Source organism: Streptomyces montanisoli (assembly GCF_017813245.1).
Lineage (GTDB): Bacteria > Actinomycetota > Actinomycetes > Streptomycetales > Streptomycetaceae > Streptomyces > Streptomyces montanisoli.
Genome location: NZ_JAGIQL010000070.1, coordinates 16,962 through 33,093 on the forward strand (window position 1 = coordinate 16,962; position 16,132 = coordinate 33,093).

Genomic DNA, 16,132 nt, shown 5'->3' on the forward strand with positions numbered 1-16,132 from the left:
ACCCATGGCAACGCTCGAAATCAACGACCTGCACGTCACCGTCGATGCGGAAGGCGGCCCCCGCGAGATCCTCAAGGGCGTCGACCTGACCGTCAAGCAGGGCGAGACGCACGCCATCATGGGCCCCAACGGCTCCGGCAAGTCGACCCTCGCCTACTCCCTCGCGGGCCACCCCAAGTACACGATCACCGGCGGCACCGTGACGCTCGACGGCGAGGACGTCCTCGCGATGACCGTCGACGAGCGCGCGCGGGCCGGCGTCTTCCTCGCCATGCAGTACCCGGTCGAGGTGCCCGGCGTCTCCGTCTCCAACTTCCTGCGCACGTCCGCCACCGCGATCCGCGGCGAGGCCCCCAAGCTGCGTACCTGGGTGAAGGAGGTCAAGGAGACGATGGAGAACCTCCAGATCGACCCGGCCTTCGCCGAGCGCAACGTGAACGAGGGCTTCTCGGGTGGCGAGAAGAAGCGCCACGAGATCCTCCAGCTGGAACTGCTCAAGCCGCGCATCGCGATCCTCGACGAGACCGACTCCGGGCTCGACGTCGACGCCCTGCGCATCGTCTCCGAGGGCGTCAACCGCGTCCGCGAGACCGGGACGGTCGGCACGCTGCTGATCACCCACTACACGCGGATCCTCCGCTACATCAAGCCCGACTTCGTGCACGTGTTCGCGCAGGGCCGCATCGCCGAGTCCGGCGGCGCCGAGCTCGCCGACAAGCTGGAGAACGAGGGCTACGAGGCGTACGTGAAGGGAGGCGCGACGGCGTGACACAGACGCGGGAAGCGCACGGCCTGCTGGACACGGAGGCGATCCGGAAGGACTTCCCTGTCCTCGACCGGCTGGTCCACGACGACCGCAAACTCGTCTACCTCGACAACGCGGCCACGTCGCAGACGCCGCGGCAGGTGCTCGACGCGATCACCGAGTACTACGAGCGGCACAACGCCAACGTGCACCGCGGCGTGCACGTGCTGGCGGAGGAGGCCACGGCGCTGTACGAGGGCGCGCGCGACAAGATCGCGTCGTTCATCAACGCGCCGAGCCGCGACGAGGTGATCTTCACGAAGAACGCCTCGGAGTCGCTCAACCTCGTCGCCAACATGCTGGGCTGGGCGGACGAGCCCTACCGCGTCGACAGCGACACCGAGATCGTCATCACGGAGATGGAGCACCACTCCAACATCGTCCCGTGGCAGCTGCTCGCGCAGCGCACGGGCGCGAAGCTGAAGTGGTTCGGCCTCACCGACGAGGGCCGCCTCGACCTGTCGAACATCGACGAGGTCATCACCGAGAAGACGAAGATCGTCTCCTTCGTGCTGATCTCCAACATCCTCGGCACGCACAACCCCGTCGAGGAGATCGTCCGCAGGGCGCAGGAGGTCGGCGCGCTCGTCATGATCGACGCGTCGCAGGCCGCCCCGCACATGCCGCTCGACGTGCAGGCGCTCCAGGCGGACTTCGTGGCCTTCACGGGGCACAAGATGCTCGGGCCCACCGGCATCGGCGTCCTGTGGGGCAGGCAGGAGCTGCTCGAGGACCTGCCGCCGTTCCTCGGCGGCGGCGAGATGATCGAGACCGTGTCGATGAACTCGTCCACCTACGCGCCCGCGCCGCACAAGTTCGAGGCCGGCACGCCGCCGATCTCGGAGGCCGTGGGCCTCGGCGCGGCGGTGGACTACCTCTCCGCCATCGGCATGGACAAGGTGCTCGCGCACGAGAAGGCGATCACCTCGTACGCGGTCGAGCGGCTGCTCCAGGTGCCCGACCTGCGCATCATCGGCCCGGCCACGGCCGAGGAGCGCGGCGCCGCGATCTCCTTCACGCTCGGCGACATCCACCCGCACGACGTGGGCCAGGTGCTGGACGAGCAGGGCATCGCCGTCCGTGTCGGCCACCACTGCGCGCGGCCGGTCTGCCTGAGGTACGGAATTCCCGCGACCACCAGGGCGTCGTTCTATCTGTACTCCACCCCGGCCGAGGTGGACGCCTTGGTCGACGGCCTGGAGCACGTCCGTGACTTCTTCGGATAGGGGACAGGGCCGACCGTGAAACTGGATTCGATGTACCAGGACGTCATCCTGGACCACTACAAGCACCCGCACGGGCGCGGTCTTCGGGACGGCGACGCCGAGGTGCACCATGTCAACCCGACGTGCGGCGACGAGATCACGCTGCGCGTGCGCTACGACGGTTCGCGCATCGCGGACGTCAGCTACGAGGGGCAGGGCTGTTCCATCAGCCAGGCCAGCGCCTCCGTACTCAACGACCTGCTGGTCGGCAAGGACCTCGCCGAGGCGCAGAAGATCCAGGGCACCTTTCTCGAACTGATGCAGTCCAAGGGCCAGGTCGAGCCGGACGACGCGATGGAGGAGGTGCTGGAGGACGCGGTCGCGTTCGCCGGCGTCTCGAAGTACCCCGCCCGCGTCAAGTGCGCCCTGCTGAGCTGGATGGCGTGGAAGGACGCGACGGCCCAGGCTCTGGGCGAGAGCCCGCGGAAGGAGACCGCATGAGCGAGAACGAGACCCTGATGAAGCCGGCCTCGGAGGACGAGGTCCGCGAGGCGCTGTACGACGTCGTCGACCCGGAGCTCGGCATCGACGTCGTCAACCTCGGCCTGATCTACGGGGTGCACATCGACGACGACAATGTCGTCACCCTGGACATGACGCTGACGTCGGCGGCCTGCCCGCTGACCGACGTGATCGAGGACCAGGCGAAGGCCGCCACCGACGGCATCGTCAACGAGCTCAGGATCAACTGGGTCTGGATGCCGCCGTGGGGCCCCGACAAGATCACCGACGACGGCCGCGAGCAGCTGCGCGCGCTGGGCTTCAACGTCTGACGTTCTGAGCAGGGCCGGGGCGACCGAGAGGTCCCGGAACAGGTGTGGTTCCCTGTTCCGGGACCTTTGCCGTGCACCCGCAGGCGCGAGCGGCTCGGCTCCCGTGCGGGTCGGGTCGGTGAGAAACGGGAGAGCGGCATGGCGGGCTTCGGGTGGAAGCTGCACGGCGACGGCAAACACCTCGGTCCTGGAGACCTCGTCAGGCCGGGGGAGCGGCTGACCTGGGGACGCACCATCGGCCTCGGCGCGCAGCACGTGGTCTCGATGATCGGCGCGTGTTTCGTCGCGCCCGTCCTGATGGGGCTCGACCCCAGCCTGGCGCTGATGGCGTCGGGCGTCGCGACCGCGATCTTCCTCCTCGCGACCCGCGGGCGCGTGCCCAGCTACCTCGGCTCGTCGCTGTCCTTCGTGGGCGTGTCCGCCGTCATCGCCGGCCAGGGCGGCGACAGCGGGACGCTGACCGGCGCGATGCTGGTGGTCGGCGCCTGCCTCGCCGGGTGCGGCGTGGTCGTGCAGGTGCTGGGGGCGCGCGTCATCCACGCCGTCCTGCCGCCTGCCGTGACCGGCGCCGTGGTGATGCTGATCGGCTTCAACCTCGCCCCCGTCACCGCCTCCACCTACTGGCCGCAGGACCAGTGGACGGCCCTGGCCACCATGGTCTTCACCGGCCTCGCGCTGGTGGTGCTGCGCGGCTTCTGGTCGCGCATCGCCATCTTCCTCGGGCTCGTCTTCGGCTACGTGCTGTCCTGGGTGCTCGACCGCACCGCAGGGCGCATCCACTCACCCGACGGTTCCGGCAAGACCGTCGACCACTGGCGCGTCGACTTCTCCGGCGTGGCACACGCCGACTGGATCGGCCTCCCGCACGTCCACGCCCCGCACTTCACGGGCGCGGCAGTACTGGTGGCGCTGCCGGTGCTGGTGGCCCTCATCGCGGAGAACACCGGGCACGTCAAGGCCGTCGGCGAGATGACCGGCGACCCGCTCGACGACGTGATGGGCACGGCGATCGTCGCGGACGGCGCGGCCACCGCGCTGTCGACCGCGTTCGGCGGCCCCGCCACCACCACCTACGCGGAGAACATCGGCGTGATGGCCGCCACGCGCGTCTACTCGACCGCCGCTTACTGGGCGGCGGCCTGCTTCGCCCTGCTGTTCGGCCTGTGCCCCAAGTTCGGCGCCGTCGTCGCCGCCATCCCCGGCGGCGTGCTCGGCGGCATCACCGTCATCCTCTACGGCATGATCGGGCTGCTCGGCGCGCAGATCTGGATCCGCAACAAGGTCGACTTCTCCCAGCCGCTCAACCTGGTGCCCGCGGCGGCCGGAGTGATCATCGGTGTCGGCGGGATCTCGCTGAAGATCACGGACAACTTCGTCCTCAGCGGCATCTCCCTCGGCACGCTCGTCGTGCTCACGGCCTACCACGCGCTGCGCTGGCTCTCGAAGACCGCGGGCACACCGCAGCCGCCGCTGCTCGACGGCGGAACCGCCGACTACGACGAGAGGGCCGGCGAAGGCCCCGCACGGTAGCGGCGGCCCGCATGCGCGGCCGGGCGCGAGCGCCGCTCACACCGAGCGGATCAGCACCTCGGCCAGATTCTCTGTGCGCATCCGCCGGTCCACGTACACCAGCGCGAGCACCAGCTGCGGATAGAGCATGATGACGCACTCGACCAGGATCAGTGCCACGGACACGGGTATGAGCACGGACGCCAGCGCGATGGTCGCGCCGCTGCCGTCGGACGCCGCGAACGCGCCCGCCGTGCCGACGATGCCGAGCACTTCGAGGACGACGTTGACGAACCCCGCCGCGAACCCGGCCACGCACCCCGCCACGAGGAGCACGCCGAGCGTGCGCCACCAGGCGCCGCCCACCAGCGTCCACGAGCGGCGCAGCGCCGCACGCGGGCCGCACGACTCGACTACCGCCACCGTCGGGGCGAGGACGATGCGCAGGGCGGGCCAGACCACGACGGCCGAGCCGGCGATCATCACCAGGTAGGCGATCAGGATGGGCGCCGGGTCGGGGCGTATGTGCGAGGTGAACGCCCCGTTCGCGAGCCCGACCCCCATGAACAGCGCGGCCGGTACGAGACCCAGCAGCCAGCTCGCGGCGCTCGCGCCGAGCGCCGGGCCGAGGCGGCGCAGCGACCTGCCGAGCACGGCCCGGTACGTGGTCGCGCGGCCGAGCGCTCCGTCCTGCACCGTCACCGCGCAGGCGGCCGTCACCAGGCTCTGCACGGTCACCAGCGCCACGAGGCCCAGCACGCCCAGGACGACGGCCCAGGCGACCACGGCATGCAGGTCGCTCGCGGGCGCCGGGGCGCCGTCGAGCGACGTCAGCGTCTTCAGGTGGCCGTGCGCGGCGGCGTAGGCGATGGCGAGCGCGGCGGCCCCGATCACCATGAAGGCGCCGTACGCCGTGACCACCACCGCGGTGAGCGGCCGCCAGTACCGCGTGAACGTCTTGAAGCCGCCGCCGAGCAGTTGCCCGAAGTCGAGCGGCGCCAGCGGTATCGTCCCGGGCCGCGGCGGCGGTGGCGCCCACCCGTACCCGCCGGCACCGCCCCAGCCCTCCGGCCTCCATGCGCCCGCGCCCCAGCCGCTGTGACCGGGTACTCCGCCCCAGTCGCCCTGCTCGCCAGGACCACCCTCGTGTGCCATCACGCCCCCCCGATCGCGCGCCCCGATGCCCAGGCCCCCGGTGCGAGGGACCGGGGAACAACCTAGTGGCAGCCTCTGACAACGCGTCGGCCGAGGGGTGAGTGTACGGCCGTACACTCTGCTGTGTACGCTCGTACGCATGGGATACCTGCTGCTCTCAGGGGCGATCGCGGCCGAGATCGGTGCCACCACCGCGATGAAGTACAGCGAGGGCTTCACCCGGCTGTGGCCGTCGCTGATCACCCTGTGCGGCTACGTCGTGTCGTACGCGCTGCTCTCGCAGACCCTCAAGACGCTGACCGTCGGTACCGCCTACGCGATCTGGGCCGGGGCGGGGACGGCCGTCATCGCCGTGATCGGCATGGCGTTCCTGCACGAGTCCGCGAGCCCCGTGCGGCTCCTCGGCATCGCCCTGGTTATCGTCGGGGTCGTGGTACTCAATCTCGGCGGGACCCATACGTGACGCGCCGCTACGACCCCGACCGCAGGCAGCGGATCATCGACGCCGCGATCCGCGTCGTGGGACGCAACGGCATCGCCGGGCTCAGCCACCGCACGGTCGCCGCCGAGGCCGACGTGCCGCTCGGCTCCACCACGTACCACTTCGCCTCGCTCGACGAGCTGCTGACCGCCGCGCTGCGCCAGGCCAACGAGGGGTTCGCCGCCCTGATCAGGGACGGCGGCGCGCTCGCCGACCCGTCCTCCGACGTGGCAGAGGAGCTCGCGCGGCTCACGGGCGTGTGGCTCGCGGGGGAGCGCACCGGCGTCGAGCTGGAGTACGAGCTCTACCTCGCGGCCCTGCGGCGGCCCGCGCTGCGGCCCGTCGCCGCCGAGTGGACCGACGCCGTCTCCGACATCCTGTCCGCGCACACCGACCCCACCACGGCGCGCGCACTGGTCGCGCTGCTCGACGGCATCTGCCTCCAGGTCCTGCTGACCGGCGCCGAGTACGACGAGCGGTACGCCCGCGAGATGCTCGCCCGCGTACTGCGGCAGCCCGGCGGGTAGGTTGGGGCACGTGAACACGCCCGTGCCGCCCGCCCCCGAGCCGCCGCACGATCCCCGGTCGGCCGCCGGGAGCGGCCCCGAGATCACCTACGGCGAGTGCCGCCAGTGCGGCACCCTCATCGCCGGCCTCGACGGCCGCTACAGCTGCGGCGTGTGCGGCTGGGTCAACCCGCACTCCGAGGGCCACCGGCCCCTTCCGCGCGCCGAGGACGACCGGCACCGCATCGCGGGCCGCGACACCAACAGGCTGGGCTGACGGCTGCCGGCCGGCAGGTCCGGCGGTGCCGACCGGCAGGGCCGGCGGGGGACGACCGGCAGGGCCGGCGGGCTCGGCGGGCGCTGACCGGCAGGCCGGTTCGCCCCGGACGAGCGCGTGCCGCTAGGTTTCCGGTATGACCGACACGACTTCCCGCCCCCTCGGCGCGGCCGCCGCCGGCCTCGCCACCGTCGCCGCCGACGGCACCGTACTCGACACCTGGTTCCCCGCCCCCGAGCTCGTGGCGGAGCCGGGCCCCGCGGGCACCGAGCGGCTCACCGGCGAGCGCGCCGCCGAGCTGCTGGGCGAGGCCGCCACGCGGGCCGCGGGCGCCGACCCGCGCCGCGGGGTCGAGGTCGTCGCCGTCCGCACGGTCATCGCCTCGCTGGACGAGAAGCCGATCGACGCGCACGACGTCTACCTGCGCCTGCACCTGCTGAGCCACCGGCTGGTGCGGCCGCACGGCCAGAGCCTCGACGGCATCTTCGGCCTGCTCGCCAACGTCGCCTGGACCTCGCTCGGGCCCGTCGCCGTGCCCGACCTGGAGGCCGTGCGGCTGCGCGCACGCGCCGACGGCCTGCACCTCCAGGTCACGTCCGTCGACAAGTTCCCCCGCATGACGGACTACGTGGCGCCCAAGGGCGTCAGGGTCGCGGACGCCGACCGGGTCAGGCTCGGCGCACACCTCGCCGAGGGCACCACCGTGATGCACGAGGGCTTCGTCAACTACAACGCGGGCACGCTCGGCACGTCGATGGTCGAGGGCCGCATCTCGCAGGGTGTCGTGCTCGGCGACGGCTCCGACATCGGCGGCGGCGCCTCCACGATGGGCACGCTCTCCGGCGGCGGCACGCAGCGCATCGTGATCGGCGAGCGGTGCCTGATCGGCGCGGAGGCCGGCATCGGCATCGCGCTCGGCGACGAGTGCGTGGTCGAGGCGGGCCTGTACGTCACGGCGGGCACGCGCGTGACGATGCCGGACGGGCAGGTCGTCAAGGCGCGCGAGCTGTCGGGGGCGAGCAACATCCTCTTTCGCCGCAACTCGGAGACCGGCCGGGTCGAGGCCCGTCCCAACAACGCGGTGTGGGACGGTCTCAACGACGTCCTGCACGCCCACAACTGACGGCGGGCGCCGCCGTGCCACCGCTCGTGCGGCGGCACGGCGCGCGCGTGCTCAGGGGCGGAAGCCTCAGCGGCGGAAGCCTCAGGGGCGGAAGCCTCAGGGGCGGAAGCGCAGCACCTGCGGGTCGTGGTCGCTGTCCTGCTGGGCGAACTCCGCGTTGATGTGCACGCTGTCGTACTGGAAGTCCTTGATCGACGGCGTCGTCAGGATGTGGTCCAGCGTCTGCGTGTTGCCCTGGTAGACGTACGAGTAGCGCTCGGGCACCGGCAGCGAGTCGATGTCGTCGTTCAGCACGCCGCCCTTGCGCAGAGCCGCGAGCGCGGGCGAGAACTGGAAGTCGTTGAGGTCGCCGAGCACCACGACCTCCGCGTTCTTCCTGACCTTCCTGATGTCCTTGACGAAGGAGTTGACGGCCTGCGCCTGCGCCAGCCGCTGGACCTCGGAGGAGCGGGTCGGCGGCTGGTGCTGCGAGGTCAGCGACTCGTCGCCGCCCTTCGAGTCGAAGTGGTTGGAGACGAGGAAGACCGTCCTGCCCCGGAAGATGAACTCGCCGGCGAGCGGCTTGCGGCTGTCGTTCCACGCCGGGTTCGCCGGGTCGATGCGGCCCGGCGAGAGGGTGAGGTCGGGCTTGCCGTGCGTGGCGACGACCTGGGTGGGCGTCGTCGCGTCCGCCGTGCCGCGGTCCACGAAGGACACCCGGGCGGGGTTGTAGAGGAAGACGTTGCGGATGTTGCCGCCGGGCTGGCCGCCGTCCTTGTCGTTCTCCGGGTCGACCGAGCGCCATGCGTACGTCGGGCCGCCGGCCGCGGCGATCGCGTCGACGAACTTGCGCACGGTCTCCGTGGCGGAGACCGTTCCGTCGTCCTTCGCGCCGTCGTTGTCCTGGATCTCCTCCAGGGAGAGGATGTCGGGCGACGACAGGTTGCGCACCACGGCGGACGCCAGCGAGTCGAACTTCGACTGCGGGTCGGTCGGCGCCAGGTTCTCCACGTTGTACGTGGCGACCGCGAGTTGCCCTGGCTTCTGCTTCGCCGTCACCTCACGCTTCAGGCCCTTGTCGACGACGGTGCCGAGATGGCCCGCGACGATCGTGTAGCCGCCGTACTGGTTGAAGTCCAGCGGCCCGCGCGTGGTGCCCCTGAGGCGGTCGCCCACATTGGCCGTGGGGAAGGGGCTGTCCGCCGTGGACGCCTGCTGCTGGATCTGCACGCGGCCGGTGTTCTGCTCGTCGTACGAGCCGTAGACGGTGCCGCCGCGCCTGTTCGCGTCCTCCGACGGCTTCACCGTCACCCACAGCTCCCCGTAGGGGTCCGTGGCGCCCACGACGCGCGTGTTCGTGACGCTCACGTTCATGCCCTCGAGCGACTCGTAGTAGTCGAGCGCGTAGGTCCTCGGCCTGAGCCTGAGTCCGTTGATCGAATCGCCCGTGCCCGCCACCCCGTGCGGGGCGTACGCGGCGGGCACCGAGCGGGCGGTGATCCGCACGGGTGCGGGCAGCGGGTTGCCGGAGGAGACGACGGTGACTTGCGTCGAGCCGAGCTCCGTCACCGACTGCTCGCCCGAGGCCGCGCCGCCGGGCACGTACTCGTTCACCTTGCCCGACACCTTGACGCTGTCGCCGACCTCGACCTTCGGGGCGGAGCCCGTGAACACGAACAGGCCCTCGCTGGTCGCGGGATTCGCGTCCGGGTGCGGGTCCTGGAACCAGAAGCCCTTCGAGCCGCCGTAGGCCCTGATCCCGGTGACGACACCGGGCACGTCCGCGACCGGCGTGCCCACGAGCGGCGATATGCGGGTGGTGCCCTGGATGCCGTGGATGCGGACACCCGAGGCGGACGCCGGGCCCGAGGCGGACGCCGGCCCGGCGGCCACGACGAGGCCGCAGGCGAGGGCGAGCGAGACGAGGGCCGGCACGGCGGCCGTTCTCGGCAGGGAAGAAGGCATCACTGACTCCGAGGCGTGGGAGACGGGCGAAAGGGGGAAGGCAGGGACTTCTACGCGCGTCAATCTCCTTGCTGGGTGGGGAACATGTCAAGAGTGCGTGCGTGTACGTGGGCTGTCGGACGCGTGAACCTGCCCGCGGGAGGGCCCCGGGGACGGCGTGCGGCGGCGACCCCCCGGCGCGGCTACGCTGAGCCCAGCCCGTTCATGGAGGAGTGAGCCGTCAGATGTCCGAGCACGCAGACCGCTTGACCCTGCCGCCGGTGCGGCTGCCATCGGAGGCGGAGCTGGCGCGCGAGGCGCTGGCCGCGCCGCTCCTCGCCCACGCGGTACGCCTCGCCCGCTGGGCGGGGCCGAAGACACGGGTCGACGCCGACGGCGAGCTGGCCGCGGAGCAGCTCCCGGCCGCCGCGGAGGAGCTCGGCCTGAGCGACGCGGGCGGGGTGGGCGGCACCTGGGCCGAGGGCGACGGCGAGGCCCTCGCGGGCGAGGCGTGGCGCATCGCCGTCGACACGGGCCTCGTCGAGGTGAACGTCAGCGAGGACGGCGACGCGGCGGACGGCGCGGACGGCGCCGGCGGCGCGGACGGCGTCGGCGGCGCGGACGGCGTCGGCGGCGCCGGTGACGCGGTGGCGGCGCGGGTCTCGGCGGGCGCGGCGCTGGAGGCCGTGGCGTCGGGCAGCCCGAAGGACGTGCTGGCGCTCTGGCTCGACGCGCTCGACGCCGTCATCGCGGACGCGACCGCGCCGGTGCTCGAAGACCTGACGTCCGCCCTCGGCGACGACGGCGAGATCGACTTCGACGCGCTCGACTGGGACCCGGAGGCGGAGGCCGAGTTCCTCGAAGGCGTGCTCGGGAACCTCTACCAGCTCACGGTCAGGGACGAGAGCGCGGGCGGCGACGCGTCCGCGCCCGTGCCGCTGCCCGCGCTCGCCGCGTCGATGATCGTCCCCGAGGACATGGACGAGCCGACGGACGACGTGCTCGAGCAGGTCTCCGACGCGATGATCCGGCTCGACGACCAGTTCCGGGTCCTCGAACCCGTCGGCCTCGTCGCGTACACGCCGGTGGACGAGGCGCTCATGGCGGACGTCGACGACCCGGACGAGATGCCGCTGAGCGAGGACGACGTCGCGCGCTACGGTCTCGTCACGCTGACCGCGCTCGGCCTGTACGGCATCAGGACGCGCATGGTGGCGGCCGGCGTCGACGCGCCGCTCGTCGGCGACCTCGCCGAGCGCGACGCGCGCGGGCTGCTGGACGGGATCGCGCACTTCCCCGAGCGCGCGGGGCGCGAGGAGACGGAGCGCTGGCTCGCCGGGCGCGAGCCCGCCACGGCCGCGTCCGCACTCCTCGACGCGGCGCGCGGCACGGACCCGGAGGCCCCGCTGCGCCGCCTCAACTGCCAGCAGGCGCTCGCGCTGGTCGGCGCCCCGGCCGAGCCGTCGGTACGCGCGGTCCTCGACGACCGCGAGCTCGGCGGCCTGGCCCGGGTATGGCTGGCGGAACTCGGCACGGGCGCACCGGTGCCGCCGCCGTCGGCGGACATGGTCTTCTGGCTGACGGTCGACACGATCGCGGCCCAACTCGACGCGGAGGGCGAGCCGGACGAGCTCCAGGAGCTCGTCGAGGGCCTGGTCGGCAGGCACGCGGGCTTCTTCGAGGAGGCGTGGCGCGTCGACCACCCCGCGACGGCGGACGTCCTGGAGGCGGTCGGCAGACTGCACCCGGACCGCGCGCTGGCGAAGGAGGCCCGCAAGGCCGCGTTCCGCGCGAGATCCCGCCACCTGGGCTGACGCCCTGGCCCGCCCCGGTGGGCCTGCGTCCACCCCCGGGCTCCGCCCGCAACCGGTGCGGACCGGCCGCGCTCCTGCCCGCCTGACGGCTGCCCCGCTGCCCGGGCCCCGGCCCGCCGCTCGACGGCAGCGCAACCCCCTTTGGGGTGCCCGCCCCGGCCGGGAGGGCGGCCTCGTCCCCGGCAAGCCGGGCCGCTCGTTGCCCGCCTGGTGCACCGCGCGCGGGTCTGCCGTACCCACGGGGTGCCGGTGCGGCGGCCGGTAGCCAGGGCCGCCGCCCGGGGCTTGTGGCTCGGGCCGCCTGCGCATGTCTTGCGCCCGGGCCGGGCCCGGCGGCCTGGCGGGGCCTCGCCGCGTTTGGGGCATGTGGGCGGCCCGCTGCTCGGCGGCGGCGCAACTCCCGCTGGGGGTGCCCGTCCCGGCCGGAAAGCGGCCTAGCCCCCGGCGAACCGCGCCGCCCGCCCGGGGCTTGTGGCTCGGGCCACCTGCCCATGTGTTGCGCCCGTGCCGGGCCCGGCGGCTTTGCGGGGCCTCGCCGCGTTTGGGGCATGTGGGCGGCCCGCTGCTCGGCGGCGGCGCGACTCCCGCTTGGGGTGCCCGGCCCGGCTGGGAGGGCGGCCTCGGCTTCGGCGAATCGGGCCGCCCGTCGCCCGCCGGGGCCCTCGCGCGCGGGCCTGCCGTACCTGCGGCCGGGGGACCCGGGGATTGGGACGGGCCCGGGGCCCGGGTCAACCCCGTGCGCGCGAGCGTCAGCGCAGCGTCCGGAGTGCCTCCCTCACCTGGGCCAGGTCGCCGTCCGACGCGAGGCCGCCGTGGTAGAGGCGCAGTTCCGTCGCGCCCAGTTCCCGGGCGCGGGCCGCGTCCGCCGCCAGGGTGTCGGGGGAGCCGCCCATCCCGCCGACCACCGGGAAGTTGGCGGCCACCACCCCGGCGCCCGCGCGGGCGAACGGTTCGAGCATGCCCTCCGGGCCGCCCGCGCACGGCACGACGACGCCGTCCGCGACCTTCGCGATGTGCGCCGGGTCCACGCCCGTGTTGGCGCCCGTGCGGTGCGGGTGCGGGTCCGCGTGCAGCAGGATCCTGAAGCCGGGGGGCGCCGCCGCGCGCACCGCGGCCACCACGCGCTCCTGGAAGGCGCGCGCCACCTTCCCGCGCCACAGCATCGTGCGGTGCACCACGTCCGCCGCAGCGCCCGCCGGCGCGAGGTTCTCCAGCGCCGCCCTGACCTCCTCCGGCGCCACGCCGGCCCCGTCTCGCGCGTAGCCCTCGCGGCAGACCGGGCAGAAGCAGACCGACATCAGGTACTGCTCCGCGTCGCCCGAGGCGAACGACGCGATCTTGTCGTGCGCGTGCAGGTGCGCGAGGCCGTACCAGCCGCAGGACTCCAGCTCCGTGCCGCCGGCGCCCGGCCGCACCGCCGCCTCCACGGCCAGGTCGGCCAGGTACTCGGCGACCTCGGGGCGCGCGATGCACGGCGCCCACGGGTAGCGGTCGCCGTACGCGTTGACCACCGACGTCTCCGGGTGCTCGGCGCCCAGCCGCGAGTCGTGCGCGAGCACCACCCAGCTGTGCACGTCGAGCCCCGCGCCCGCCAGCGCGTCCGCGGCCTCGCCGAACGCGTCGCCCGGCGCCCACGCGCCCGCCGGGCGGGGCCGCAGCGCACGGCCCGCCCAGCGCTCGGCCGACGGCGGGTAAAGCACCGCCGCGTGCTGCGCCGTGACGATGCGGTGGCCCGGGTGACGCGGCGTCACGGCGCGCGTCGAGTGGTACGCGGACGCCAGCGTCACCTGATGGACGCCGAGGTCCGCGACGCGCGCGGCCGCCGCCTCGTCCCCCACCACGTCCCACGGGTAGAGGAACGCCGACGCCCTCACGCGTCACCGCCGTCGGCCCCGGCGAGCAGCGCGTGGCCGCGCTCCACGATCTCGGTCAGCTCCTTGAGGTGCTCAGGCCTCGGCTCGGTCAGCGGCGCGCGCACCTCACCGACGTCCAGGCCGCGCATCCGCACGCCCGCCTTCACCAGCGACACCGCGTATCCGCGCCCCTTGGCGCGCAGCTCGACCAGCGGCCGGTAGAAGCCGTCGATGAGCCGGTTCACGGTCGCGTCGTCGCCCGTGTTCAGCGCGCGGTGGTAGGCGACGGCGATCTCGGGCGCGAAGCAGAACACGGCCGACGAGTAGAGCGAGATCCCGATGCCCCGGTAGGCGAGGCCCGTGAGCTCGGCCGTGGGCAGGCCGTTGAAGTAGAGGAAGCCGCCCGCGGGTTCCGCCTCGCGCACCGCGCTGACGATCCGCTGCATCAGGTCCAGGTCGCCGACGCCGTCCTTGAGGCCGACGATGCCCTCCGTGCGGGCCAGCCGCACGACGGTCTCGGGCGTGAAGACCGCGTTCTCCCGCTGGTAGACGATCACCGGGAGCGGGGTGGCGTCGGCGAGCGCCGCGTAGTGGCGCAGCAGCCCCTCCTGATCGGCCACGACCAGGTAGGGCGGCATGGCGAGCAGCCCGTCCGCGCCGGCCTCGTGCGCGAGGCGAGCGAACCGGATGGCGAGTGCGGTGCCGTAGCCCGCGCCCGCCACGACGGGCACGCGGCCCGCGGTCGCCTCGACCGCGGCGGCCACGTAAGCGGCGAACTCCTCGGGCGTCAGGGCGTGGAACTCGCCCGTGCCGCAGCAGGCGAACACCGCGGCCGCGCCCGCCTCGACGCCGGCGGCGACATGCCGGCGGTAGGCGGTCAGGTCGGGCGCGCCGTCGGGGCCGTACGCGGTGACGGGGAAGAACAGCGGCCCCTCCCCGCGAGTGAGGCGATCGGTGAGCGGGGCGGCTGAGGTCACGTGTGCTCCCTGGCTGCTGTGCACGTTTCTGATTATCGTCTACATTCCTGAACAACGCCCACGTTAGTGGCCGCTTTCGGCCCCGGTCAAGCGCCGAACCGGGCAACTCCGCCCTTTCCGGGGCCCGAGCCGCCTACTTGACGCCCTCGCGCGCGCCTCCTTAGGTTGAGCGAACCCTGAAGATCATGCATATGAACGACGTCTACGGAGCTGAGTGATCGCCATGCCCGCACCTCGTACCGTCCTGCTCACCGGCGCGGCCGGCGGCGTCGGCACCCTGATGCGCGGGCTGCTGCCCGCGTACGGGTACGAACTCCGCCTCCTCGACGCCGTACCCGTAGAGGGCGCGCCGGACGCCATCACCGCCGACCTCGCCGACAGGGACGCGCTGGACGAGGCCGTGCGGGGCGTCGACGCCGTGCTGCACCTCGCGGGCATCTCGCTCGAGTCCACCTTCGAGCGGATCCTGCGCTCCAACATCGAGGGAACGTACAACCTCTACGAGGCGGCGCGCGCCGCGGGGGTCGGACGGATGGTCTTCGCGTCGAGCAACCACGCCGTCGGCGGCACGCCGACGCCGGGCGCGGGCGAGCCGCCGGTGCACGTCGGCACCCGGCACCGCCCCGACAGCTTCTACGGCCTGTCGAAGTGCTTCGGCGAGGACCTGGCACAGCTCTACTGGGACAAGCACGGCATGGAGACGGTGTCCGTGCGCATCGGATCCTGCTTCCCCGAACCCACCACGGTGCGGATGCTCTCCCTGTGGATGAGCCCCGCGGACGGCGCGCGGCTGTTCCACGCCGCGCTCACCGCCGAGGGCGTCGGCCACACCGTCGTCTACGGCTCGTCCGCCAACACCCGCCAGTGGTGGGACCTGTCCACCGCACGCGCCCTCGGCTACGACCCGCAGGACGACTCGGAGCCGTACGCGGCGAAGCTGATCGCCGAGGAGGGCGAGCCCGACCCCGCCGAGCAGGACCACGCGCGCATCGGCGGCCACTGGATGTCGAACCCGCCGCTGTGGCCGGCCGAGCGGTGAGGAACGGCTAAGGAGGGTCGCTCGTTACGCCTGGCATGACTGCTATGACCCCGGGCTCGAACCTCCCGCTGCCCAGCGCGAACGTGACGGTGGACGTCGCCGCGCCCGTACGCCTCGACGTGTCGGCGCTGCTGCTCACGGCCGCGGGCAATGTCCGCTCCGACGACGACTTCATCTTCTACAACCAGCCGTCGGGCTCCGGGGTCACCTATCGCTCCGGCGGCGGCTCGGCGCCCGACGCGATCGCGGTCGACACGGCGGCGGTCCCCGCCGGCATCGAGAAGATCGTCGTGACCGCCAGCCCCGACGCGGCGGGCGCGACCTTCCGCGGCACGGAGCCGACGGCGACCGTCCGCGGCGGTGACGGCGCCGTCGTCGCGACGTTCACCCCGCCGGGGCTCGGCGCGGAGACGGCGCTCGTGGTCGTCGAGATCTACCGGCGCGGCGGCGCGTGGAAGGTGCGCGCGGTCGGGCAGGGGTACGCGAACGGGCTCGCGGGCATCGCCACGGACTTCGGCGTCTCGGTGGACGAGCCGGCGGACGCCCCGACGGCCTCCGCCGCCCCGACGGCCTCCGCCGCCCCGACGCCGGCGCCGGCACCAACCCAGGCGCAGCCGCCGGCCCCGCCCGCG

General features: G+C 73.1%; 16 protein-coding genes. 12 read left to right on the forward strand and 4 right to left on the reverse strand.

Annotation, left to right across the window (positions count from 1 at the left end; all coding sequences use genetic code 11):
• Positions 1-4 precede the first annotated feature (4 nt).
• The 5 genes from sufC to JFN87_RS18040 all read left to right on the forward strand — a co-directional run bounded on the left by sufC (position 5) and on the right by JFN87_RS18040 (position 4,373).
• The gene (gene sufC / locus JFN87_RS18020) at positions 5-769 is read left to right on the forward strand and encodes a Fe-S cluster assembly ATPase SufC (protein ID WP_209341141.1); all 765 of its coding nucleotides are present in this window, start codon (positions 5-7) and stop codon (positions 767-769) included.
• On the forward strand, positions 766-2,031 hold the full coding sequence (locus tag JFN87_RS18025; RefSeq protein WP_307865501.1) for a cysteine desulfurase: 1,266 nt from the start codon (positions 766-768) through the stop codon (positions 2,029-2,031). Before sufC ends, JFN87_RS18025 begins: the two co-directional genes overlap by 4 nt.
• Positions 2,032-2,046: 15 nt before the next feature.
• Complete coding sequence (sufU, locus tag JFN87_RS18030; RefSeq protein ID WP_209341143.1) at positions 2,047-2,511, forward strand: Fe-S cluster assembly sulfur transfer protein SufU; 465 nt, start codon at positions 2,047-2,049, stop codon at positions 2,509-2,511.
• The gene (locus JFN87_RS18035) at positions 2,508-2,843 is read left to right on the forward strand and encodes a metal-sulfur cluster assembly factor (RefSeq protein ID WP_209341144.1); all 336 of its coding nucleotides are present in this window, start codon (positions 2,508-2,510) and stop codon (positions 2,841-2,843) included. The genes sufU and JFN87_RS18035 overlap by 4 nt, the downstream gene beginning before the upstream one ends.
• A gap of 138 nt (positions 2,844-2,981) precedes the next feature.
• Complete coding sequence (locus JFN87_RS18040; protein ID WP_209341146.1) at positions 2,982-4,373, forward strand: uracil-xanthine permease family protein; 1,392 nt, start codon at positions 2,982-2,984, stop codon at positions 4,371-4,373.
• Between the two features lie 36 nt (positions 4,374-4,409).
• Here the strand turns inward: JFN87_RS18040 and JFN87_RS18045 are convergent, their stop codons facing one another.
• Positions 4,410-5,507: a hypothetical protein gene (locus JFN87_RS18045; RefSeq protein ID WP_209341151.1), complete on the reverse strand. Its 1,098-nt coding sequence runs from the start codon at positions 5,505-5,507 to the stop codon at positions 4,410-4,412.
• Between the two features lie 139 nt (positions 5,508-5,646).
• Here JFN87_RS18045 and JFN87_RS18050 point away from each other — a divergent pair, with 139 nt between their 5' ends.
• The 4 genes from JFN87_RS18050 to dapD all read left to right on the forward strand — a co-directional run bounded on the left by JFN87_RS18050 (position 5,647) and on the right by dapD (position 7,894).
• Positions 5,647-5,970, forward strand: a complete 324-nt coding sequence (locus tag JFN87_RS18050) for a DMT family transporter (RefSeq protein ID WP_030909062.1) — start codon at positions 5,647-5,649, stop codon at positions 5,968-5,970.
• Complete coding sequence (locus JFN87_RS18055) at positions 5,967-6,515, forward strand: TetR/AcrR family transcriptional regulator (protein ID WP_209341153.1); 549 nt, start codon at positions 5,967-5,969, stop codon at positions 6,513-6,515. Before JFN87_RS18050 ends, JFN87_RS18055 begins: the two co-directional genes overlap by 4 nt.
• Before the next feature lie 10 nt (positions 6,516-6,525).
• Positions 6,526-6,771 carry a hypothetical protein gene (locus JFN87_RS18060; RefSeq protein WP_372449249.1) on the forward strand — a complete coding sequence of 82 codons (246 nt, stop codon included), beginning with the start codon at positions 6,526-6,528 and terminating at the stop codon, positions 6,769-6,771.
• 136 nt (positions 6,772-6,907) lie between these two features.
• The gene (gene dapD, locus JFN87_RS18065) at positions 6,908-7,894 is read left to right on the forward strand and encodes a 2,3,4,5-tetrahydropyridine-2,6-dicarboxylate N-succinyltransferase (protein WP_209341155.1); all 987 of its coding nucleotides are present in this window, start codon (positions 6,908-6,910) and stop codon (positions 7,892-7,894) included.
• 96 nt (positions 7,895-7,990) lie between these two features.
• Here dapD and JFN87_RS18070 read toward each other — a convergent pair whose 3' ends face one another.
• Positions 7,991-9,838, reverse strand: coding sequence for a DUF8508 domain-containing protein (locus JFN87_RS18070; RefSeq protein WP_209341157.1), 1,848 nt, complete (start codon positions 9,836-9,838; stop codon positions 7,991-7,993).
• A 224-nt stretch (positions 9,839-10,062) separates the two neighbouring features.
• Here JFN87_RS18070 and JFN87_RS18075 point away from each other — a divergent pair, with 224 nt between their 5' ends.
• Complete coding sequence (locus tag JFN87_RS18075; RefSeq protein ID WP_209341159.1) at positions 10,063-11,631, forward strand: hypothetical protein; 1,569 nt, start codon at positions 10,063-10,065, stop codon at positions 11,629-11,631.
• Between the two features lie 749 nt (positions 11,632-12,380).
• Here JFN87_RS18075 and JFN87_RS18080 read toward each other — a convergent pair.
• Positions 12,381-13,505 (reverse strand): hypothetical protein, encoded by a 1,125-nt coding sequence (locus JFN87_RS18080; protein WP_209341161.1) that lies wholly within the window; start codon positions 13,503-13,505, stop codon positions 12,381-12,383.
• Entirely contained in the window at positions 13,502-14,461 is a 960-nt protein-coding gene (locus tag JFN87_RS18085) for a 5-dehydro-4-deoxyglucarate dehydratase (RefSeq protein WP_209341163.1), read from the reverse strand. The genes JFN87_RS18080 and JFN87_RS18085 overlap by 4 nt, the downstream gene beginning before the upstream one ends.
• Positions 14,462-14,684: 223 nt before the next feature.
• Between JFN87_RS18085 and JFN87_RS18090 the strand changes: the two genes are divergently transcribed.
• Positions 14,685-15,500, forward strand: coding sequence for an NAD-dependent epimerase/dehydratase family protein (locus tag JFN87_RS18090; protein WP_209341165.1), 816 nt, complete (start codon positions 14,685-14,687; stop codon positions 15,498-15,500).
• A 44-nt stretch (positions 15,501-15,544) separates the two neighbouring features.
• Positions 15,545-16,132: TerD family protein (locus tag JFN87_RS18095; protein WP_209341167.1), on the forward strand; the 588-nt coding region annotated here is incomplete at its 3' end.